The following is a 19,318-nucleotide window of genomic DNA, read 5'->3' as shown; positions in this document are numbered from 1 at the left end:
TTGGTGACGCAGGTCGAAGAGCCGTTGCGGTACCCGATTCCGGCCCGGAAAGCGCTGGATCCGCCCGAGGAGTGGGCACGGCTGCGTGATCGGTGCCCGGTTGCGCACGTGACGCTGCCCAGCGGCGACGAGGCCGCGCTGGTGACCCGGTACGACGACGTCAAGCAGGTGCTGTCCGATCCCAGGTTCACCAGGACGGGGCCGGGCAGGGGCGCCAGGGTCTCCGCCGAGGACGGCGGGGTGTTCAACAGCGAGATGGCGTCGGTGCTGCCGCAGCACGGCCCGGAACACCTGCGCTGGCGGCGGATGATCGGCAAGTGGTTCACCGCCAAGCGGATGAACGCCCTGCGGCCCGGCATCGAGGCGATGGCCGAGCGGCTGGTCGACGACATGGTCGCCCAGGGCGGGCCTGCCGACCTGAAGGCGGCTCTGGGTTTTCCGCTCCCGGTCTGGGTGATCTGCGACATGCTCGGGGTCCCCGACGCCGACCGCGACAGATTCGCGCACTGGTCGGACATGCTGCTCAGCATGACCCGCTTCTCCCAGGAGGAGATGAACGCGGCGCAGGCGGAGTTCGGTGCCTACATGGCGGCGCACATCGCGGCCAAGCGGGCGGAACCGGGCGAGGACGTCCTCAGCGCGCTCATCGCGGAGACCGATGCCGAGGGCGAGCCGCTCTCGGACGTCGTGCTCATCTCGACGGGCATCGGTCTGCTGGTCGCCGGGCACGAGACCACGGCCAACATGATCGCCAAGATGGTCGCGATGCTGCTCGCCGACCGCGGTCGCTGGGAGCGGCTGCTGGAGGACCGGTCGCTGGTGCGCTCCGCCGTCGAGGAGGCGTTGCGGATGGACGCCAACTCCGGCTTCGGCATGGTGCGGTACTTCGACGAGGACGTCGAGCTCGCCGGGACGGTCCTGCCCGCCGGGACGACGGCGGTGTGCAGCATGGCCGCCGCCAACCGGGACGAGCGCGCCTTCGCCGACGCGTCCGAGATGGACCTGCACCGCAGCCCGAACCCGCACCTGGCCTTCGGCGCCGGCGCCCACGCGTGCATCGGGCAACCGTTGGCGCGCACCGAACTGCAGGCCGTGCTCGACGTCCTGCTGCGCAGGCTGCCCTCGCTCGAACTCGCCGTCGGCGCCGGCGACCTGCGCCGGGTGGAGGGGCTGGTCGTCGGCGGGCTCACGGAGCTGCCGGTGAGGTGGTGACCGGTGACGAGTGAGGCCACCGGGACCGGCAGGTCCGGGCGGACGCGGTCGACCAGGGAGCTGATCCTGGTGGCGGCCGAGCGGCTGTTCGCCGAACACGGGGTCATCGCGGTGTCCCACAGGCAGATCAGCGAGGCCGCCGGGCAGGGGAACAACGCCGCGGTGAGCTACCACTTCGGCACCAAGGCCGACCTGGTGCGGGCGATCGCCCGCAAGCACTCCGCGCCGATCGAGGAGATCCGGCGGCGGGCGGCGGACGAGGCCGGCGACAGTGCCGACGTGCGGGACTGGATCGCCTGCCTGGTGCGCCCGATGGCCGAGCACCTCGACGCGCTGGGCAGCCCGACGTGGTTCGCGCGGTTCGGCGCGCAGGTGATGACCGACCCGACCTTCCGGCCGATCATGATCGACGAGTCGCTGTCGTCACCGTCGCTGGTGCGCATCGTCGAGGCGCTGAACCGGTGCCTGCCCGACCTGCCGCCCGAGGTCCGGGCCGAACGCGGCGACATGGCGCGCCAGCTGATCGTGCACACCGTCGGCGAGCGGGAACGCTCCCTCGCCGAAGACACCACCACACCCCGGTACACGTGGAACTCCGCCGCGGCCGGGCTGATCGACGCGCTCACGGGGATGTGGCTCGCGCCCGTCTCCCCTGCCGAGCCGCGGGAGAAGGAGGAACGATGAAGGTGACTGTCGACCAGGAGAAGTGCTGCGGCGCCGGAACGTGCGTGCTGCTCGCGCCGGACGTGTTCGACCAGCGGGACGAGGACGGCATCGTCGTCCTGCTCGACGAGACGCCGCCCGAGGAACTGCAGGACGTCGTCCGCGAGGCCGTCAGCGTGTGTCCCGGTGTCGCGATCTCGGTGACCGGGTGAACGCTCCGGACGGTGTGCTCGTCGTCGGGGCTTCCGCGGCCGGCCTCAGCACCGCGGAAGCCCTGCGACGCAAGGGTTATCGCGGCCCGCTCACCGTGCTGGGCGCCGAGCGGCACCTGCCGTACGACCGGCCACCGCTGTCCAAGCAGGTCCTCGCCGGCACGTGGACGCCGGACCGGGCACGACTGCGGCCGCCCGACATTCTGTCCACTTTGGACGCCACGTTCGTGCTCGGCGACGCCGCGGTGGGCCTGGACGTTCCGGCACGGACCGTCCGCACGGCCTCCGGCCAGGAGCTCACCGCGGAGGCCGTCGTCGTGGCCACCGGGTTGCGGGCGCGCACCCTGCCGGGCCAGGACGGCCTGGCCGGCGTGCACGTGCTCCGCACGCTCGACGACACCCTTGCCCTGCGCGAGGACCTGCTGGCCGGTTCGCGGGTCGTGGTCGTCGGCGACGGGGTGCTCGGCACCGAGATCGCCGCCACCGCGCGGGTGATGGGACTCGCCGTCACGATCGCCGGACCGCAGCGAGCACCGCTGGCCTACCAGTTCGGTGCCTTGCCGGCGCGGCTGCTGGCCGACCTCCACACCTCGAACGGCGTTGACCTGCGACTCGGCTCCGGCGTCACGGGCCTGGCGTCGCACGAAGGCCGGGTGACCGGCGTGTGCCTGGAGACCGGCGAGGTCCTGCCGGCGGACGTCGTCGTGGTCGCGTTCGGCGCCGCTCCCGCCGTGGACTGGCTGGCGGGCAGCGGGGTGCCGCGTGACAACGGGATCGTGTGCGACTCGCGCTGCCGGGCGGCGGACGGCATCTACGCCGCCGGCGACGTGGCCCGGTGGCACCACGAGACGCTGGACGCCCTGATGCGCCTGGAGAACCGCACGAACGCGGCCGAGCAGGGCGTGGCGGTGGCCGGCGCCATCCTCGGTGAGGACGAGCCGTACACGCCGGTGCCCTACTTCTGGACCGACCAGTTCGACGTCAAGATCCAGGTGCACGGCGTGCCCGGCGCCGGCGCAGAGATGTCCGTTGTGGACGGTGACCCGGCCGGCGACCGCTTCGTCGCGACGTACCGCCAGGACGGCGTCGTCACCGGCGTGCTCGGCTGGAACATGGCCAAACAAGCCCGTCTGCTCCGGCAGGAGATCGGGAAACCAGCACTCGTGGGAGGAAAGTCGTGACCGTGGAGACCTTCCCGGGGGTACGAGCGGAGAGGTGCCCGTTCGACCCGCCTCCAGCCATCCAGTCGTTGCAGCACAAGGCACCGCTGACACGGGTCCGGCTGCGCAACGGCGCCGAGGCGTGGCTGGTGACCAGGTACGCGGAGCAGAAGGCGCTCCTGGCCGACTCCCGGCTCAGCTCGGACGCCACCCGGCCGGGCTACCCGATCGAGGTCGACGTCCCGGCGGGCGGCGGCACCCCCATCAGCTTCATCCTGATGGACGGCCCCGAGCACGCCCGGCTCCGCCGGATGGTGACCTCGTCGTTCACGATCAAGCGGGTCGAGGCGATGAGGCCCGGCGTGCAGCAGATCGTCGACGACCTCCTGGACGACCTGCTGGCCGGCCCCAAACCCGTGGACCTGGTGCAGGCGTTCGCACTCCCGGTGCCGTCACTGGTGATCTGCCGGCTGCTCGGCGTGCCGTACGACGACCACGAGTCGTTCCAGGAGAACAGCAAGGTCCTCATCAACCGGGACGCCACCGGGGACGAGCGGCGCGCCGCGGGCGGCCGGCTGTTCCAGCACCTCGACGGCCTCGTCGGCGAGAAGATCGAGAACCCCGGCGACGACCTCCTGTCCGGACTGGCCGGGCGGATCGCCGACGGCGAGCTGACCCGGCCGGAAGCGGTGCAGATGGGCGTGCTCATGTTGCTCGCCGGGCACGAGACCACGGCGAACATGATCGCGCTCGGCACCCTGGCGCTGCTGGAACACCCCGACCAGCTGGCGAGTCTCCGGGAGTCGGACGACCCCGCGTTCGTGGCGTCCGCCGTCGAGGAGTTGTTGCGCTACCTGCACATCACGCACAACGGCCGCCGCAGGGTCGCACTGGAGGACGTCGAGATCGCCGGCGAGACCATCCGCGCGGGCGAGGGCGTCATCATGGCCAACGACATCGGCAACCGCGACCCGTCGGTGTTCCCGGATCCCGACCGGCTCGACCTCGGCCGCAACCCCCGTCAGCACGTGGCGTTCGGGTTCGGTGTGCACCAGTGCCTCGGCCAGCCGCTGGCCCGGATGGAACTGCAGGTCGTGTACAGCACGCTGTACCGGCGGATCCCGGCGCTGCGGCTGGCGACCGAGCTGGAGAAGATCCCGTTCAAGCACGACGGCTCGGTGTACGGCGTCTACGAGCTTCCCGTGACCTGGTGACGGCGGCGAGTTCCAGGCACGAAAGGACCGCCACGGACGTCACCGTCATGCGACGGTGACGAGCACGCGGCCCCGGCCACCGGCGTCGACCCGGTCGTGGGCCGCCGCGATCTCGGTGAGCGGGAACAACTCCCCCACTTGCACCCGCAGCGCGCCCACGGCGGCCGCGGCGGTGAGGTCGCGGGCCGCGGCTCGTTTCGCGGCGGCGGGAAAGTCGTCGCTGCCGAACAGCCGCACGGTGACGTTGGCGAACAGCAAGGGCCAGAACGGCAGTACCGTGCGGTCGACCCTGGTGCCGTAGGCGGCGATGACGCCGTCGTTCGCGATGACGGCGGCGTCCAGGTCCGCGTTGTCGGACAAGGAGACCTCGATGATCCGCTGCACTCCGTCCAGCGCGTTCGCGCGGATCTCTTCAGCAGCGCCGGGATTGTCGAGCGCCACCGCGTGCGTGACGACCGCGGGGTCCACCAGGTCGAGATCGCTGGTCCTGGTCACCGTTCCCAGCACCGTGGCGCCACCCCAGCGCGCGAGCTGCGCGGCGAGTGAACCGACACCGCCGAGCACGCCCTGCACCAGGACGGTCCGCCCGTCGACCGGGCCGTCGGCGAACACCGTGCGGTGGGCCGTGATGCCGGGGATGCCCAGGCTCGCCGCCAGTTCGTCGGGCACGTGGTCCGGCAACGGCACGGCCAAGTCTTCGGGCACTACGACGTGTTGCGCGGCGGTGCCGAACGCGCGGTACGACTGCGCGCCGTAGACCCACACGCGCCGTCCCACCCGGCCGGCGTCGACACCCTCACCGACGGCGTCCACCACGCCGGCGGCGTCGCTGTGCGGGACGACCCGCGGGAACGGCATGGAGGATCCCAGCCAGCCGCGCCGCTTCTTCGTGTCGCCCGGGTTCACCCCGGACAGCCGCACCTCGACGCGCACCTCACCGGGGCCGGGCTCGGGGTCCGGCAGCTCCCCGACCCGCAGGACCTCGGCGGCGGCGCCTTGCCGGTCGTACCAGGACGCGAACATGGCGCTCCTCCAGGCTTGTGCGGGAACTCTGACAGCCTGCAGTTCGTTGAAATTCGAACTTCCTGCGGCCGAGACTATGAGCGAATAGTTCAAGCGTCAAGTAAATTGGGAAGGTGACCGCAGAGGATCCGCGCTGGCTGACGGCGGAGCAACGGCTGGCCTGGCTGGACATGGTCCGCGTGCTGACGCGGCTGCCCGCGATCCTCGACGCCCAGCTGGAACGCGAAGCCGGACTGTCCTTCTTCGAGTACCACGTCCTGTCGATGCTCTCGGAGGTTCCCGGCCACACCCTGCGCCTGAGCCGCCTCGCGCAGCTCACCAGTTCCTCGCTGTCCCGGCTGTCGAACGTCGTGAAGCGCCTCGAAGGCCGTGGTCTGCTGTGCCGCGAGCCCGATCCCGACGACGGCAGGGCCAGCCGCGCGGTCCTCACCGCCGCGGGCACGGCCGCCGTCGAGCTGGCGGCACCTGGTCACGTCACCGTGGTCCGCGAGCTGGTCGTGGACCCCCTGGACCCGGCACAGCTGAGCCAGCTGCACGCCGCCCACGAACGCATCCTCGGCCGGCTCGACCCCGCTTCCTCCACCCGGCCGGAGTGGCTGAAGACCTGACCGCGGCTCACCTCGTCCTTTCCTGCCACCGGACCAGCAAGCCGAGCGCCCGCGCGACGACCGGCGAGTCGTCGTCGGCCCGCACGGCGGCCACGAGATCGACGCCGTGGCTCCCTGCCAGCGGGCGGTAGGTCGCGCCGGCCACGCCGAGCTCCGCCACGGGTTGCGGCACCACGGCCACGCCGAGTCCGGCGGCGACGAAGGTGACCAGGGTCGAGGTCTCCGCCACCTCGTGGCGGATCCGAGGCTCGAACCCCGCCGAGCGGCACAGGTCCGTGACGATCCCGTGCATGACGGAACGGCCGCGTGACGCGTGCACGATCAGGTCCTCCTCGCGCAGGTCCTCGATCTTCAACCGCTTCCGCCGCGCCAGCCGGTGGTCCTCGGGCAACGCCACGATGAGCCGGTCGCGGCGCACCACGGCCACCCGCACCGCCGGATCCTCGACCGGCGGGCGCAGCAGGGCGAGGTCGACGCGGCGCGCGAGCAGGGACTCGAGCTGATCCGGTGCCAGCATCTCGCCCCGGAACACGAAGTCGACCGCCGGCAGCTCCTCCCGCAGCGCACGTGCGAACGCGGGCAGCAGGCTGTAGGTGGCCGAGCCGACGCACCCCACGACCAGGCGGCCCTGCAGCCCGTCGGCGAGCCGTTGCGCCTCCGCGGCAGCGTCGGCGACGGCGGCGAGCACGCCTCGGGCGCGCTCCAGGTAGACCGCCCCGGCTTCGGTGAGCTCGACCTTGCGGGTGGTGCGGTGCAGCAACGTCACCCCGAGCTCGGCCTCCAGCTGCTGGATCTGCTGGGAGAGCGGCGGTTGCGCCATGTGCAGGCGTTCGGCGGCGCGGCCGAAGTGCCGTTCCTCGGCGACCGCGACGAAGTAGCGCAGGTGACGAAGTTCCACCGATTGATACTCCCGGAGTCTCAGCGATCGCCAAATGAGTATTTCTGAATATAACCGCGCCGCACTAGCGTCGACGGCATGACCGACGTCGTGATCTGCGAACCCCTCCGCACCCCGGTCGGAAGGTTCGGCGGGGCCCTCGCCTCGTTGAGCGCCGCCGATCTGGCCACCACCGTGCTCACGGAGCTGGTGCGGCGCACGGGCCTGCGCGAGGGCGATGTCGACGACGTCGTGCTCGGGCAGAGCTACCCGAACGGCGAGTCGCCGGCGATCGGCCGGATCGCCGCACTGGACGCGGGCCTCGGCACCGGCGTGCCCGGCCTCCAGATCGACCGCCGCTGCGGCTCCGGTCTGCAGGCGGTGCTCTACGCGGCGGCCCAGGTCGCGACCGGCGCGGCGGACGTCGTCGTGGCGGGTGGTGCCGAGTCGATGTCGCAGGTCGAGCACTACGCGCTGGGACTGCGCACCGGCGTCCGCAGCGGCGGCGTCCAGCTCGTCGACCGCCTCGACCGGGCCAGGGAGACGGCCGGTGGCCGGTTCCACCCGGTCCCGGGAGGCATGCTCGAGACCGCGGAGAACCTCCGCCGCGAGTACGGCATCTCGCGCGTCGAGCAGGACGAGTTCGCCGTGCGGTCGCAGCGGCGGTGGGGTGCCGCCGACCAGGCAGGGCGGTTCGCCGGCGAACTGGTCCCGGTGACCGTGCCCGGCCGCCGCGGCAAGCCCGATCTCGTCGTGGACCGCGACGAGCACGCCCGCCCGGACACGACGCTCGAAGACCTCGCCGCATTGCGACCGGTCAGGCTGAAGCTCGACCCCGAGTCCACGGTCACCGCGGGCAACGCGAGCGGCCAGAACGACGGTGCCGCGCTGTGCGTGGTCACCACCCGCGCCGAAGCCGAGAAGCGCGGCCTGCGGCCCGTGCTCGCCCTCAGGTCCTGGGCCGTCGCCGGGGTAGGACCGGAGGTCATGGGCATCGGGCCCGTCCCGGCCACGGCCGCCGCGCTCGACCGGGCGGGACTCACCCTCGACGACATGGACGTGATCGAGCTCAACGAGGCGTTCGCCGCCCAGGTGCTCGCGTGCCTGCGCGAGTGGAAGCTCGACGCGGGGGACGACCGGCTCAACCCCAACGGATCCGGCATCTCGCTCGGACACCCGGTCGGTGCGACCGGAGCACGGATCCTGGCGACGCTCGCGCACGAGATGGGCCGCCGCGGCAGCCGCTACGGCCTGGAGACGATGTGCATCGGCGGCGGCCAGGGGCTCGCCGCTGTCTTCGAGGCGGTGCGCTGATGAGCGCTGCCGCGCCACTGCTCCCCGCGCGATTCCTCATGACGCAACGCGCGATCCCCGGATTTGGTTCCCGCTCTGTCCACAGGCTATCCGAATCCGGATAACTGCAGGTCAGCACGTAGCCAGCCTGTGGACAACTCACGATCATGCCACGAAGGAGAGCCACACATGAGCCTGGACAAGGTGGTCAGCGGACCGGCCGAAGCCGTGGCGGGCATCCGGTCCGGCGCGAGCATCGCGGTCGGCGGGTTCGGGCTCGCGGGCATCCCGTGGTTCCTCATCGAGGCGCTGCTGGAGCAGGGCGCCGACGACCTCACGATCGTCTCCAACAACTGCGGTGTCGACGGCGCCGGTCTCGGGCTGCTGCTCGAACACCGCCGCATCAGCCGGGTCGTCGCGTCCTACGTCGGCGAGAACAAGGAGTTCGCCCGCCAGTACCTGTCCGGGGAGCTGACCGTGGAGCTCACTCCACAAGGGACGCTCGCGGAACGGCTGCGCGCCGGAGGTTCCGGGGTGGGCGCGTTCTACACGCCTACCGGTGTCGGCACGCTGGTGTCGGAGGGCGGTCTGCCTTGGCGGTACGACTCGGACGGCACCGTCGCGCTCGCCTCGCCGCCCAAGGAGGTGCGCACCTTCCACGGCAAGGAGATGGTGCTGGAGGAGTCGATCGTCACCGACGTGGCCCTCGTGCGCGCCGCCGTCGTCGACCGGGCAGGCAACTGCGTCTTCCACGCCGCCGCCCGCAACTTCAACCCTGCCGTCGCGATGGCCGGCCGGTTCACCGTCGTCGAGGCCGAACGCGTCGTCGAGGTCGGCGAGATCGATCCTGACCACGTGCACCTGCCCGGCGTCTTCGTGCAGAGCGTCGTCGCGCTCACGCCGGACCAGGCCGCCCGCAAGGACATCGAGAAGCGCACCACCCGCGCCCGCCAGGAGGCGAACTGACATGGCCTGGACCCGCGACCAGATGGCCGCCCGCGCCGCGCTCGAACTGCGCGACGGCGAGTACGTGAACCTCGGCATCGGCCTGCCCACGCTCATCCCCGACCACCTGCCCGCCGACTCGACGGTGACGCTGCACGCGGAGAACGGCATCCTCGGCGTCGGCCCGTTCCCCTACGACGACGAGGTGGACCCCGACCTGATCAACGCGGGCAAGCAGACCGTCAGCGTGCTGCCGGGAGCGTCGTTCTTCGACTCGCCCACCAGCTTCGCGATGATCCGCGGCGGTCACATCGACACCGCGGTCCTCGGTGGCATGCAGGTCTCCGCGCACGGCGACCTCGCCAACTGGATGGTGCCCGGCGCGATGGTCAAGGGCATGGGCGGCGCGATGGACCTCGTCAGCGGCGCCCGCCGGGTCATCGTGCTGATGGAGCACGTGTCTCGCTCCGGTGACCCGAAGCTGGTCGGCGCGTGCAGCCTGCCGCTGACGGGACGCGGGGTCGTGTCCCGCGTCATCACCGACCTGGCCGTGCTCGACGTCGCCGACGGCGCCTTCCGCCTGGTCGAGCTCGCACCCGGCAGCACGGTCGAGGACGTGGTGGCGAAGACGGGCGCGCCGGTGCTCGCCGGAGAACTCAGCGTCGGCTGACGGCCCTCACCCGCCCGGACGCCGGGGCGGCGCCTCGGTGCGGATCGCGGTGAGGCCCCAGGTGGCGTAGGGCACCGTGACGGTGCCGCCCATCTCGTCGACCGCCGTCCCCAGGGCGGCCACCACCTCCGCCAGCCGCTCCGGCGGCAGGGCGGTGAGGCCGCCCGAGGTCGGCACGAGGTCCAGCAGTGCCTCGCGGCTGTACGCGCGTTGCCAGTCGTAGCGCCACAACTCGGGCTCGCCGAACCCGCCGGCCTCGCGGATACCGTCCGCTGCCCTCGCGTACAGGCCCTGGTAGGCGTCGAGGACCGGCACCTCCGACCGGCCGGTGAAGCTCAGCGGCGAGTCGGGTGCCACCCGACGGAACGCCTCGGCGAGGGCCTCCGCCAGGGCGGGCGGGAGCTGGTACACGTGCCCGAACGGTGCCAGCACACCTCCCGGTCGCAGGACTCGCGCCGCCGTGGCCGCGCCCGCGACCGGGTCGACCCAGTGCCAGGCCGTGCCGGAGACGACCGCGTCGAAGGTGCGGCCCGCGGGCTCCCACTCCTCGAACTTCGCCACCTCGACCTCGAGCCCGGTGCCTCGCGCGAAGGCGGCCATGCGCCGGTCGGGCTCGACGCCGAGCACCGTGCGGCCGGCCGCCTGGAACTGGCGGGCCGCGATGCCGGTCCCGCAGCCGACGTCGAGGAAGTCCGGGCCCGGGCTCGCGGAGACGATCCGCTCGATCATCGCCTCTGGGTATTCGGCCCGAGTCCGGTCGTACCTCTCGGGGTCGACGCCGAACGACTCCGCCACGCGACGGTGCCGATGCGGTTCAGGCGCAGGTGACGACGGTAGAGTGACCATGTGCCCACTCTAGTGGGCATGTGCCCATTAGACGGCCGGGTTCGCTTTCGGCGATCGGAGAGGAGGCGTGGTGCCGACTGGTGTCGCGCTGCGCGACCCGCGGCGGCAGCTGTTCGACGCCGCCGGACGCGTCCTGCTCCGGGATGGGGCCAGCGAGCTGACCAGCCGGGCCGTCACCACCGAGGCGGGCGTCGCCAAGGGCGTCCTGCACCGGTACTTCGCCGACTTCGACGCTTTCCTCACCGAACTGGTGCTGGAGCGCATCGAGCAGGTCAAGGCTCAGGGCGCCGCCCTTCGGGACACCGCGGGCACCGGCACGGTCGCCGACAACCTGACCAGCGCTCTCACGACCGGCTTCGATCCGGTCATGGTGGCAGTCGTGGTCCTGGTCATCGCACGGGACGAACTGCGCACACGGCTGCGTGCGGCAGGCACCGCCCGGCTTCCGCTCGTCGGTGAGTTCACGGCCGCGGTCGCCGACTACCTGACGGCCGAGCGCGACCTCGGCCGGATCGCACCCGACGCCGACGTCGACACGCTCGCTCCCACGGTGATCGGCGCCGCACATCTGCAGTTCACCGAACACGGGGCCGGCCCGGCGCAGGCCGTGGCCGTGCGGAAGGTGGTGACCACGGTCCTGGCCGGCGCCGTGCGCTGAGTGGACGGACGGGTGATCGGGTACACGGGATCATGAGTGAGATCAGTGCGACGGACGTGCTGCTGGACGGGTTCGACCGCGTTCAGCAGACGGTCACGCGAATCCTCGAAGGCCTGTCCCCCGACCAGCTCGCGCACCGCGTGAACGACTCGGCGAACTCGATCGCCTGGCTCGTCTGGCACCTCACCCGCGTGCAGGACGACCACGTCGCCGATCTGGCGGGCACGGGGCAGGTCTGGACCGACGGCGGCTGGTTCGAGCGGTTCGGCCTGCCGCTGTCGGCCGAGGACACCGGCTACGGCCACGACGCCGGACAGGTCGCCGCGGTGGTCGCGCCGCCGGACCTGCTGCTCGGGTACCACCGGGCCGTGCACGAGCGCACCGCGGAGTACCTGCGCGGCGTGAAGGCCGGAGATCTGTCGGTGGTGATCGACGTGTCGTGGGATCCGCCGGTCACCCGCGCGGTGCGGCTGGTCAGCGTGCTGGAGGACGACCTCCAGCACGCCGGGCAGGCCGCCTTCGTGCGCGGGCTGCTGCCGTAGGTGACGTTCGTCAGTCGCGGGCGGGCGGCCCGGCCGACGCGGGCGCGGCGGGATCGATGTCCGCCACGCGCAGGCGGTACACCTCCAGGTCGAGACCGAAGTACTTGCTGGTCTCACCGACCCAATGCATGCCGTTCTTCGTCACGGTGGACGAGGCGCGCGTGTTGCCGGGCCGGACGACCGCGAACACCTCGTACACGTCGTGGCGGAACGCCCACGTGGCGAGGGCGTGGGTCGTTTCGCTGGCGTAGCCCTGGCCCCACAGGTCAGGCCGCACCTGCCAGCCGACCTCCAGGTCCTCCTGGCCCGGTGGCAGCGGGAGCAGGAGTGCGCCGCCGATCACCTGACCGTCGTCCTCGCGTTCGACCGCCCACCGGCCGGCCGGAGCCGCGAGGCGGGCGCTTTCGGCGATCCACTGCTGCAGCAACAACTTCATGGCCGCCGCGTCCGGGACCTGGTCCATCTCGGGGCTGAGCCAGCGGGTCACCCTGGCGTCGCCGTAGACCTCCAGCGCGGCTGATGCGTCCTCGACACGCCAGGGACGCAGGGTGAGCCGGCTGGTGCTCAGCACCGTCATGGGCAGATGCACCCTCGAGTGAGCGCGGAGGCCGTGGTCGCGGTGCAGTACCGCGTGCCGAGCGGGTCGTGCTCGCGCCACAGGTGGGGACACACGACGCAGCTGGCATCGTTGTCGGGGGCTGGGATTCGTGATTCGGGCATGCGGACACTCCGATGATCGGCGCTGGAACGGGACATGGGGTTCGTCAGCGCGTACGCCTGACCGGATTCCGCGTCGGTTCTTCCCCGCGTGACGCGGGAGAAGTCGCGGTGGTGCAGAGCTGAGCCGAGTTCATCTCGGCGCTCCTGCCTCCAGCCGAACCGGCCGGGCTTCCTGATGCGCCCAAGGCGGCACCAGCTTGAGCGCTGTTGCACGACGTGCCCTCGGTGACTCCAGCGTACTCCGCGGAGGATGTGGCCCGCTCAGCGCCACGTCGGTGCCAGGTCCTCTTCCGCCTGGACGACCATCGACTCGAGCTGCGGACCGCCGTACGTGGTGACCATCGCGACGTCGGCCGCGTCCCGGCCCCTGCCGATGACGACACGGCCCTTGCGGGGCTCGTTGTTGCGCGGGTCGAAGGTCCACCAGCGGTCTCCCAGCCAGACCTCCATCCACGCCGCGAAGTCCATCTCCGCGTCGCCGGGTGCCACGTCCAGGTCCGGCAGGTAGCCGAAGACGTACCGGGCGGGGATGTTGAGCGCGCGGCAGAACGAGATCGCCAGGTGCGTGAAGTCGCGGCACACGCCGAAACCCGCCGCGTTGACGTCCGCGGCGGTGGACAACGCGGTGGAGGTGCCGTAGCCGAAGTTCAGCGACTCGTGGACGTGCCGGCAGATCTCCCGCACCCGCCCGTAGCCCGGCGGATGGGCGCCGAACCGAGACCAGGCCTCGTCGCCGAGCACGTCGGACACGCAGTACCGGCTCGGCAGCGTGTAGATCAGCACGTCGTCCGGAAGACCGTCGGGCAGCGTCTCCGGCACGGACTCGTCCACGTCCTCCGTCCTGTCCGGCACGTCCACCCACGCGTTGTAGTGCACTGTGGACAGACCGGGGGGAAGCACGACGCGGGTGTTGCGGTTGCCGTACAGGTCCAGGTAGTGCCGCATCGGGACGTCCGGCTTCACGTCCAGGTGCTCCTGGCTGACCCGCACGTCCGCGCTCCACAGCGGCCGCACGAGGAACACCGCCGGCGTGGGCACCTCGGCGCGGTAGGTGAACGCACAGCCGACGCGGAGCAGTCGGGTGCCCCACGTCAGCTGTTCCGCGCCAGTGCCGTAATGGCGCGAGTTCAACGCACCTGCTCCGGTATGTGGTCCAGCGCGCGCAGCACGCGCACCGCGAGATCCCGCGTCGCCTTGCCGTCGAGCTCGGCCTGGCCGGTCAGCACGTCCTGCACCATCTTGAGCCTGCGCTCGTAGGCGGACGTGTAGGTCGAGGTGGTCATCGAACTCCTTGGAACATCTGTTCGGGCAGGCAAGTGCTGCGAGCGTCCACAGTGGATTCGTGTGCCGCGACGCCGTGCAGCAGGACCTCGACGGTGTCGGTGTTCCCGCGCTCGGCGGCGCTCATCATGGAGTCGTGAGCCGCGGCAGGGTCGGCGTCCGGCGGAAGGAGGAGCAGCGTCAGGCGGCGCCGGTCTCCCGCCACGACGTCCACGGTGTGCGCGGGCCTGGACCAGAACCCGCTGAGCCGCACCCGGACGCCGTCCACGGCGATCTGGCGTGGCGCGGTGTCCCACTCGGTCAGGTTGTAGCTCACCCGCGGGATGTCGCCCAGCCGAACTGCCAGCACCGCGAGCAGCGCGGGCAGTTCGGCGGCGAGGTCCCGGGAACGCGGCCACCAGGCACCGTCGACATGCCCCGTGGAGAGCGCATTCGGCCGCAACCGCAATCGCAGCGGAGTCCGGAGCTGCTCGTTGGCCGTGACGGCCGGAGGGGTCGTGGAAAGGTGAGGAGCCGACGTCATGCCGGAACTCCCGTCTCCGGCCCGTGGAGGACCGGTTCAGGTTTCGCCGAGTGCGACGTGAGCTTGAGTGCTCAGGTGCGAGATGCTCTCAGCAAATTCGACACTACACCATTTCCCGCATGATCGGCCGAAAAGCGCCGTCGTTTCCGGAAAATGACGATCCGCCATTCGCCGAAATCTCCGGGCGAAAATCAGGCGGCGTCAGGGCGCGTAGCGTTCCATGCACTCGGCGAGGTCGGACCACCCCATGAGCGGCGGGCCCGCCACCGGCAACTGCCGGACGCCGGGGCGCGTCATGGACTCGGCCACGAGACCCGCCACCGCCTCCGGTGCCTGCACGATGTCGCCGGAGAGCCGGCCGAGCACGATCAGCGGCTCGGCCGGGTCGGTCTCGATCGACACGGCCCAGCCCTGCGTCGCGCTCCAGACGAGCATGACGTCGCGGTCCGGATGAGCCACCGCGCGGCAGCCGAGCGCGATGTAGGCGGTGGCGGTGTCGGTGACCTCGAAGCTGGCGCCTTCGCGCGGCACGCCGAGGGCCTCGGCGACCTTCCACACGTAGCGCTCGAGGGCCCCGGCCAGCAGGTGAGTACCTTCCGACGTCGCCTCCGGTGCGACGTCGGAGGGGCGTGAGACTCGATCGTCACTGATGGGCGCGGTCACTGCCTTGCGACTCCGTGTTCCTCAGATCGCCGCGGAACCACAGCGGGCGGGCTCACAGACCGCGGAGGTGACGAAGCGGGTGGACGAGCCGATCAACGACTCTGCGCCCCCACTGTAACCGCTCGCAACAGCGGCGAAGTGCTCCCCCGCACCCGCTCCGGCAGATTTCCCCGATCTTCGCCGCGGACGCGCGGAGGCGCGCCGTCGCCCGGCCGACCTCGCCGCGCCTCGCCGACGCCCGTCGGTCTCAATGGAAATCAGGCGACTTCCAACAAAGAACGGTTGTGTTTTTTGTTGCGAGTGAGTTTCAGGCGGGCTACCGCCGAGCAAATGGTCACTCCGCACCCGGCGAAGTGCGCCGGCTCGACCAGTTCGCACTGTCGCGGCTGTAGCGGAGGAGGAACCGGGCGAACTGCTCGCGCTCGGCGGCCGTCCAGGCGGTCGTGATGAGCTCGAAGGTCTCGCGCTGCTCCGAGGCGAAGCGGCGGCGTTCGGCCTCGCCGGCGTCGGTGAGCTCGAGGACCGTGCGGCGGCCGTCCGCCTGCGAGACGGCACGCCGGAGCAGGCCGTCCGCGATGCAGGCGGCCACGGTCCGGCTGGCTACGGGCTGGGCGACCCGCATCTCGGCGGCGAGCCCGCCCACCGTCATCTCGCCGGGACTCTCGTGGACGAGGTTCAGGACGAGGTTGCGCGTGAGGTCCCCGCGTCCACCGGAGGTGCGGCGGCGCAGCCGTGACAGTGCGGGCCCGACCTGGTCGAGCAGGTCGTCGTCGGGCAGCGGCGAGGTGCTCATCCGCCTACGGTAGCAACTGTGAACCACATGACATATACATATCTTGGGTTATTTACATATCAGAAGGTATGTGATTCAGTGGGGTCATGAGCACAACCACCATCACCGGCGCCAGGGTCTTCGACGGCGAGAAGACCCTGGGTGTCACCACCGTGTCCATTGAGGACGGAAAGATCGTCCGGATCGGAGGCGAAGCACCCGCCGGGAGCGACGTGGTCGACGGAACCGGCGCGACGCTGTTGCCGGGCTTGATCGACGCGCACGTCCACACCGGTCCGGCGTCCCTCGCACTGGCATTGCGCTTCGGCGTCACCACCGAGCTGGAGATGCAGGGCCTCAACACACGCGACCGGCGTGCCGGCATCAGCGAGAACGACGCCGTCGCGGACGTGCGCTCGGCGGGCTTCGGCCTGACGCCACCGGGCGGGCACCCCAGCGAACTGTTCCCGCCCGGCTTCACCCCCGGCGGCCGGGGAGGTACGGGCGAGCCGCCGTTCCACCCGGACGCCACGAGCCCCGAGGGCGCCGCGGCGTCGATCCCCGAGTTGCTCGCCCGCGGCTCGGACTACGTCAAGTTCATGATCGACGACGGCAGCGTCGAGGGGCACCCCGGTCTGCCGATGATCGACCAGGCGACCCTGAACGCGGGTGCGGCCGAGGCCAGGAGGTACGGCGCGCTCACCGTCGCGCACACGCTGACCATCGACGCCGTCAAAATGGCCGTGGAGGCCGGGATCGACGGCCTGGCGCACGTGTTCGTCGAGCCCCACGACGACGAGATCATCGCCCTGATCAAGGACGCCGGCATGTTCGTCGTCCCGTGCGCGGTTCTCAACGCCTCCCTCATGGGCATCACCGGCGGCGAACTCGCCGATGACCCGCGAGTGTCGTCCCGGCTGGACGAGGACTGGGACAAGACCCTGCGCTCCAGCTTCAACTGCTACCCGCAGGGCGACGTCAAGGACGTCCTGAAGACCATCAAGGCGCTCAACGACGAGGGCGTAGACATCCTGGTGGGCACCGACGCCTCCCACCCCCTGCCGTTCCTCGGCGGCCTCGCCCACGGCGCGAGCGTCCACCACGAGCTGCAGTACCTGGTGCAGGCCGGGCTCACCCCCGAACAGGCGCTGCGCGCCGCGACCGCCACGACGGCCCGCCGTTTCGCGCTGTCCGACCGCGGCCGCATCGCCGAGGGGCTGCGCGCCGACCTGCTCCTCGTCGACGGTGACCCCACCACCACGATCTCGGACACCCTCAACACGCGTGCCGTCTGGCGCCGTGGCACTCGTCTCGGGCTCTGAACGGGATCACGCCTCGCCGAGTGCCGCCACCAGGACCGAGCGCAACGGGGTGGCGGGCGCAGCAGCAGTTTCTCCAGCTGGTCCCCCGTCGTCGCGAACTCGCCGCGACGCGACGCCCGGAACATGCCGAGCAACAGGGTCGCCCGGTCCTCGGGCGCTCCGCGCTGCACCAGGGAAGCGGCCCACTCCTCGTCCGCGACGACGACCCGCCGGATCGTGCGGCCGGTGAGCTCGGTCAGCATCACGGCGACGTCGTCGAGGTCGTGCGCGTCCGGTGCGGTGAGCGGAGGAGCCGGTCTCGCCGACGCGATGTACGAGACGGTGATGCGGTCGATCCTCGACGAGCCGCCGGCGACGGAGACGACGTCCACGGCCACCGACGCGGTCCGGCGTCGCCTGCCGGAACTGCGGCAGCTGACCGAGGCCGAGCGCACGCTCCTCAGCGAGTGGCTGGCCCGGCCCTGATCGCGTGGTTCTGGTTGCCGCACAAGGTGATCGGCAGCACCAGGGTGAACGGAGCCGACGAGGAGACCCTCGCCGGCTGTTCCCCACTACACCCGCTCGGACTCGACCGTCGTCACCGTCGCCACGGACTGATCGTCGGCCGGCTCGCGGTTCTCCAGCGAGATCCCGCACTTGCCGACCAGCGCGACACCGGCACCGATCGTCGTGACCACCGGAGCGGCGAACGCCGCGATCAACCCGAGCGCCACCGGCACCTCGAGCACCACGTCGTCCTTGCTGTCACGCACGACGACGCGACGGTTGAAACCCTCGCTGACCAGCCCGCGCACGGCGTTCACCACCGAGTCGACGCCGGTCTGGACGGACTCAGGCCTGGATTCGCTCATGATTCTCCTCGCACTGCGGATGTCCCCTTGACGACTCCAGAGTGCCCGTGGCCGCGAACCCTGCCATCAGGGTTTCCCCCTGACCTCGACCTGATCTATCCCTCACCCGCCACCAGGGCGAACTCGGCGCGGCCGGAACGCACACCGTTGATCTGCAGTTCGACGGCGTGCTGCCCGGGGTGGTAGCGGCGCGTGGTCAGCACCCGGAACGAGTGCTCTCGGCTGAGCTCGTAGGTCTCGCCCGGTTCGACGGTCCGGGTGGTGAGCTTGAAGGTCTTGCCGGTGAGCGTGCCGTTGGCCTTGCGGTGGTGGACCACGTAGTCGATCACCAGCCGTGCGGGCTCCTGGCCGAGGTTGCGCACGGAGCCCGTGAACGACAGCGTCTCCCCGATCGCCACGGTCTCGGCCGTGAGCAGCGGGCCGGTCACGTCCAGGTGCGCGGAGGTGAACCCCAGCAACTCCAGCGCGCCGGGATGGCCTTGTTTGACGAGCGTGCGCAGACCGTGGCGCACGACGCGTGCGGTGTTGTCGTCGGGCGCGGCCATCCACGTGCGCGCGGTCACGACGGCGAGTTCCGGATCACGGCGGCTGATGTCGTTGAGGTGGTTGGCGACCGACCGCCGGACGTACTCGCTCTCGTCCCGGTACAGCGCGTCGAGGATCGGCAGCGTGGCCTCGGGCTCGGCGAGGATGCCGGGCACGCGGACGGCCCAGGGCAGCAGCGGACGCGTTCCCTCCGAGGCGAGCCGGCGCACGTCCGCCGACTCCGAACGGGTCCACGGCCCGATCGCGGCCAGCGCTCGCCCGAGATCGGTGACGAGCAGTGCCCGCAAGGCGAACTCCGAGGTCAGCCGGGGCGTCAGCTCCGCCAGCAGAGCGAGCGCGTCGTCGAACGCCTCCACGCCGCCCTCGCCGATCGCCTTCGCGGCGACGGCACTGGTGACCGGCCAGATCAACCAGCCGGTGAAGGACGGCGACTCGGCGGCCGCGGCGCGCACGGTCCGCGCGAACGAGGGGTAGTCCCCCGGCAGGTCGGCGAGCAGCGCGTCACGGATGAGATCGCTGCGTTGCCTGAGCGCCAGCGGCGCCAGGGCGGTTTCGGCCGCGTCGAGCCGGATCAGGCTCGCTCCCGGCGACACGGTGCGCAGGGCGGCGGCGAGGGCACGAACGGTCTGAGCACCGATCAGCTCATCGGCAAAGGGCATGTCGATCTCCGCCGGAAACTGGTCCGGAGTAGGGGAAGCCAGGCAGGACAACGATTTC

At 71.2% G+C, this 19,318-nt stretch carries 25 protein-coding genes; 13 read left to right on the top strand and 12 right to left on the bottom strand.

Features of this window, described 5'->3' with window-relative positions; genetic code table 11:
* Positions 1–3: 3 nt before the first annotated feature.
* Genes AB0M48_RS36735 through AB0M48_RS36715 form a run of 5 tightly spaced genes read left to right on the top strand, consistent with a single transcriptional unit; the run spans position 4 to position 4,461 of the window.
* Positions 4–1,212 (top strand): cytochrome P450, encoded by a 1,209-nt coding sequence (locus tag AB0M48_RS36735; protein ID WP_363850979.1) that lies wholly within the window; start codon positions 4–6, stop codon positions 1,210–1,212.
* Positions 1,213–1,215: 3 nt separating this feature from the next.
* Positions 1,216–1,896 (top strand): TetR family transcriptional regulator, encoded by a 681-nt coding sequence (locus tag AB0M48_RS36730; protein ID WP_363850977.1) that lies wholly within the window; start codon positions 1,216–1,218, stop codon positions 1,894–1,896.
* Entirely contained in the window at positions 1,893–2,087 is a 195-nt protein-coding gene (locus AB0M48_RS36725; RefSeq protein WP_363850974.1) for a ferredoxin, read from the top strand. Before AB0M48_RS36730 ends, AB0M48_RS36725 begins: the two co-directional genes overlap by 4 nt.
* Positions 2,084–3,268, top strand: a complete 1,185-nt coding sequence (locus tag AB0M48_RS36720; RefSeq protein ID WP_363850971.1) for an FAD-dependent oxidoreductase — start codon at positions 2,084–2,086, stop codon at positions 3,266–3,268. Before AB0M48_RS36725 ends, AB0M48_RS36720 begins: the two co-directional genes overlap by 4 nt.
* A complete protein-coding gene (locus AB0M48_RS36715) occupies positions 3,265–4,461 on the top strand; it encodes a cytochrome P450 (RefSeq protein ID WP_363850968.1) in 1,197 nt (398 codons plus the stop codon). The genes AB0M48_RS36720 and AB0M48_RS36715 overlap by 4 nt, the downstream gene beginning before the upstream one ends.
* 45 nt (positions 4,462–4,506) lie before the next feature.
* Here the strand turns inward: AB0M48_RS36715 and AB0M48_RS36710 are convergent, their stop codons facing one another.
* Positions 4,507–5,484, bottom strand: a complete 978-nt coding sequence (locus AB0M48_RS36710) for an NADPH:quinone reductase (RefSeq protein ID WP_363850965.1) — start codon at positions 5,482–5,484, stop codon at positions 4,507–4,509.
* 113 nt (positions 5,485–5,597) lie between these two features.
* Here AB0M48_RS36710 and AB0M48_RS36705 point away from each other — a divergent pair, with 113 nt between their 5' ends.
* A complete protein-coding gene (locus AB0M48_RS36705; protein ID WP_363850962.1) occupies positions 5,598–6,092 on the top strand; it encodes a MarR family winged helix-turn-helix transcriptional regulator in 495 nt (164 codons plus the stop codon).
* A 7-nt stretch (positions 6,093–6,099) separates the two neighbouring features.
* Here AB0M48_RS36705 and AB0M48_RS36700 read toward each other — a convergent pair whose 3' ends face one another.
* On the bottom strand, positions 6,100–6,990 hold the full coding sequence (locus AB0M48_RS36700; protein ID WP_363850959.1) for a LysR substrate-binding domain-containing protein: 891 nt from the start codon (positions 6,988–6,990) through the stop codon (positions 6,100–6,102).
* A 78-nt stretch (positions 6,991–7,068) separates the two neighbouring features.
* Here AB0M48_RS36700 and AB0M48_RS36695 point away from each other — a divergent pair, with 78 nt between their 5' ends.
* The 3 genes from AB0M48_RS36695 to AB0M48_RS36685 all read left to right on the top strand — a co-directional run bounded on the left by AB0M48_RS36695 (position 7,069) and on the right by AB0M48_RS36685 (position 9,877).
* Positions 7,069–8,283, top strand: coding sequence for an acetyl-CoA C-acetyltransferase (locus AB0M48_RS36695; RefSeq protein ID WP_363850956.1), 1,215 nt, complete (start codon positions 7,069–7,071; stop codon positions 8,281–8,283).
* A gap of 168 nt (positions 8,284–8,451) precedes the next feature.
* Complete coding sequence (locus AB0M48_RS36690) at positions 8,452–9,228, top strand: CoA transferase subunit A (RefSeq protein WP_363850953.1); 777 nt, start codon at positions 8,452–8,454, stop codon at positions 9,226–9,228.
* Between the two features lies 1 nt (position 9,229).
* Positions 9,230–9,877 carry a CoA transferase subunit B gene (locus tag AB0M48_RS36685; protein WP_363850950.1) on the top strand — a complete coding sequence of 216 codons (648 nt, stop codon included), beginning with the start codon at positions 9,230–9,232 and terminating at the stop codon, positions 9,875–9,877.
* A gap of 6 nt (positions 9,878–9,883) precedes the next feature.
* Here AB0M48_RS36685 and AB0M48_RS36680 read toward each other — a convergent pair whose 3' ends face one another.
* Complete coding sequence (locus tag AB0M48_RS36680; RefSeq protein WP_363850947.1) at positions 9,884–10,672, bottom strand: class I SAM-dependent methyltransferase; 789 nt, start codon at positions 10,670–10,672, stop codon at positions 9,884–9,886.
* Positions 10,673–10,793: 121 nt separating this feature from the next.
* On the opposite strand from AB0M48_RS36680, the gene AB0M48_RS36675 reads away from it, so the two are divergent.
* The gene (locus AB0M48_RS36675) at positions 10,794–11,381 is read left to right on the top strand and encodes a TetR/AcrR family transcriptional regulator (RefSeq protein WP_363850944.1); all 588 of its coding nucleotides are present in this window, start codon (positions 10,794–10,796) and stop codon (positions 11,379–11,381) included.
* A gap of 41 nt (positions 11,382–11,422) precedes the next feature.
* The gene (locus AB0M48_RS36670; protein ID WP_363851244.1) at positions 11,423–11,923 is read left to right on the top strand and encodes a DUF664 domain-containing protein; all 501 of its coding nucleotides are present in this window, start codon (positions 11,423–11,425) and stop codon (positions 11,921–11,923) included.
* Between the two features lie 10 nt (positions 11,924–11,933).
* On the opposite strand, the gene AB0M48_RS36665 is transcribed toward AB0M48_RS36670, so the two are convergent.
* The 7 genes from AB0M48_RS36665 to AB0M48_RS36635 form a co-directional block, all read right to left on the bottom strand.
* Entirely contained in the window at positions 11,934–12,500 is a 567-nt protein-coding gene (locus AB0M48_RS36665) for a GNAT family N-acetyltransferase (protein ID WP_363850941.1), read from the bottom strand.
* Positions 12,497–12,643, bottom strand: a complete 147-nt coding sequence (locus tag AB0M48_RS36660; protein WP_363850938.1) for an RGCVC family protein — start codon at positions 12,641–12,643, stop codon at positions 12,497–12,499. The genes AB0M48_RS36665 and AB0M48_RS36660 overlap by 4 nt, the downstream gene beginning before the upstream one ends.
* Before the next feature lie 261 nt (positions 12,644–12,904).
* Entirely contained in the window at positions 12,905–13,774 is an 870-nt protein-coding gene (locus tag AB0M48_RS36655; RefSeq protein ID WP_363850935.1) for a transglutaminase family protein, read from the bottom strand.
* Positions 13,771–13,926, bottom strand: a complete 156-nt coding sequence (locus tag AB0M48_RS36650) for a DUF6307 family protein (protein ID WP_319984815.1) — start codon at positions 13,924–13,926, stop codon at positions 13,771–13,773. The genes AB0M48_RS36655 and AB0M48_RS36650 overlap by 4 nt, the downstream gene beginning before the upstream one ends.
* Positions 13,923–14,447, bottom strand: coding sequence for a DUF5994 family protein (locus tag AB0M48_RS36645; RefSeq protein ID WP_363850932.1), 525 nt, complete (start codon positions 14,445–14,447; stop codon positions 13,923–13,925). The genes AB0M48_RS36650 and AB0M48_RS36645 overlap by 4 nt, the downstream gene beginning before the upstream one ends.
* Before the next feature lie 201 nt (positions 14,448–14,648).
* Positions 14,649–15,110: a DUF6292 family protein gene (locus tag AB0M48_RS36640; protein ID WP_363850929.1), complete on the bottom strand. Its 462-nt coding sequence runs from the start codon at positions 15,108–15,110 to the stop codon at positions 14,649–14,651.
* Between the two features lie 334 nt (positions 15,111–15,444).
* Positions 15,445–15,903: a MarR family winged helix-turn-helix transcriptional regulator gene (locus AB0M48_RS36635; protein WP_363850926.1), complete on the bottom strand. Its 459-nt coding sequence runs from the start codon at positions 15,901–15,903 to the stop codon at positions 15,445–15,447.
* A gap of 86 nt (positions 15,904–15,989) precedes the next feature.
* Here AB0M48_RS36635 and AB0M48_RS36630 point away from each other — a divergent pair, with 86 nt between their 5' ends.
* Positions 15,990–17,204 (top strand): amidohydrolase family protein, encoded by a 1,215-nt coding sequence (locus AB0M48_RS36630; RefSeq protein WP_363850924.1) that lies wholly within the window; start codon positions 15,990–15,992, stop codon positions 17,202–17,204.
* 123 nt (positions 17,205–17,327) lie between these two features.
* A complete protein-coding gene (locus tag AB0M48_RS36625) occupies positions 17,328–17,669 on the top strand; it encodes a hypothetical protein (protein ID WP_363850921.1) in 342 nt (113 codons plus the stop codon).
* Positions 17,670–17,755: 86 nt separating this feature from the next.
* On the opposite strand, the gene AB0M48_RS36620 is transcribed toward AB0M48_RS36625, so the two are convergent.
* Together AB0M48_RS36620 and AB0M48_RS36615 are read right to left on the bottom strand one after the other, a co-directional pair.
* Positions 17,756–18,055 (bottom strand): DUF4342 domain-containing protein, encoded by a 300-nt coding sequence (locus tag AB0M48_RS36620; protein WP_363850918.1) that lies wholly within the window; start codon positions 18,053–18,055, stop codon positions 17,756–17,758.
* A gap of 95 nt (positions 18,056–18,150) precedes the next feature.
* Positions 18,151–19,260 carry a DNA alkylation repair protein gene (locus tag AB0M48_RS36615; protein WP_363850915.1) on the bottom strand — a complete coding sequence of 370 codons (1,110 nt, stop codon included), beginning with the start codon at positions 19,258–19,260 and terminating at the stop codon, positions 18,151–18,153.
* Positions 19,261–19,318: the final 58 nt, after the last annotated feature.

It is taken from the genome of Lentzea sp. NPDC051208 (assembly GCF_040682435.1).
Lineage (GTDB): Bacteria > Actinomycetota > Actinomycetes > Mycobacteriales > Pseudonocardiaceae > Lentzea > Lentzea kristufekii.
The sequence above is the reverse complement of the archived record's forward strand: the minus strand, read 5'-3'. Positions and strand labels throughout refer to the sequence as shown.

Excerpts from the sequence above, each read along its gene's own strand:
- AB0M48_RS36630 (WP_363850924.1), top strand. The coding sequence starts at position 15,990 with ATGAGCACAACCACCATCACCGGCGCCAGGGTCTTCGACGGCGAGAAG.
- AB0M48_RS36620 (WP_363850918.1), bottom strand. The coding sequence starts at position 18,055 with ATGAGCGAATCCAGGCCTGAGTCCGTCCAGACCGGCGTCGACTCGGTG.
- AB0M48_RS36690 (WP_363850953.1), top strand. The coding sequence starts at position 8,452 with ATGAGCCTGGACAAGGTGGTCAGCGGACCGGCCGAAGCCGTGGCGGGC.
- AB0M48_RS36710 (WP_363850965.1), bottom strand. The coding sequence starts at position 5,484 with ATGTTCGCGTCCTGGTACGACCGGCAAGGCGCCGCCGCCGAGGTCCTG.
- AB0M48_RS36650 (WP_319984815.1), bottom strand. The coding sequence starts at position 13,926 with ATGACCACCTCGACCTACACGTCCGCCTACGAGCGCAGGCTCAAGATG.
- AB0M48_RS36695 (WP_363850956.1), top strand. The coding sequence starts at position 7,069 with ATGACCGACGTCGTGATCTGCGAACCCCTCCGCACCCCGGTCGGAAGG.
- AB0M48_RS36625 (WP_363850921.1), top strand. The coding sequence starts at position 17,328 with ATGCCGAGCAACAGGGTCGCCCGGTCCTCGGGCGCTCCGCGCTGCACC.
- AB0M48_RS36725 (WP_363850974.1), top strand. The coding sequence starts at position 1,893 with ATGAAGGTGACTGTCGACCAGGAGAAGTGCTGCGGCGCCGGAACGTGC.
- AB0M48_RS36660 (WP_363850938.1), bottom strand. The coding sequence starts at position 12,643 with ATGCCCGAATCACGAATCCCAGCCCCCGACAACGATGCCAGCTGCGTC.
- AB0M48_RS36635 (WP_363850926.1), bottom strand. The coding sequence starts at position 15,903 with ATGAGCACCTCGCCGCTGCCCGACGACGACCTGCTCGACCAGGTCGGG.
- AB0M48_RS36615 (WP_363850915.1), bottom strand. The coding sequence starts at position 19,260 with ATGCCCTTTGCCGATGAGCTGATCGGTGCTCAGACCGTTCGTGCCCTC.
- AB0M48_RS36665 (WP_363850941.1), bottom strand. The coding sequence starts at position 12,500 with ATGACGGTGCTGAGCACCAGCCGGCTCACCCTGCGTCCCTGGCGTGTC.
- AB0M48_RS36685 (WP_363850950.1), top strand. The coding sequence starts at position 9,230 with ATGGCCTGGACCCGCGACCAGATGGCCGCCCGCGCCGCGCTCGAACTG.
- AB0M48_RS36645 (WP_363850932.1), bottom strand. The coding sequence starts at position 14,447 with ATGACGTCGGCTCCTCACCTTTCCACGACCCCTCCGGCCGTCACGGCC.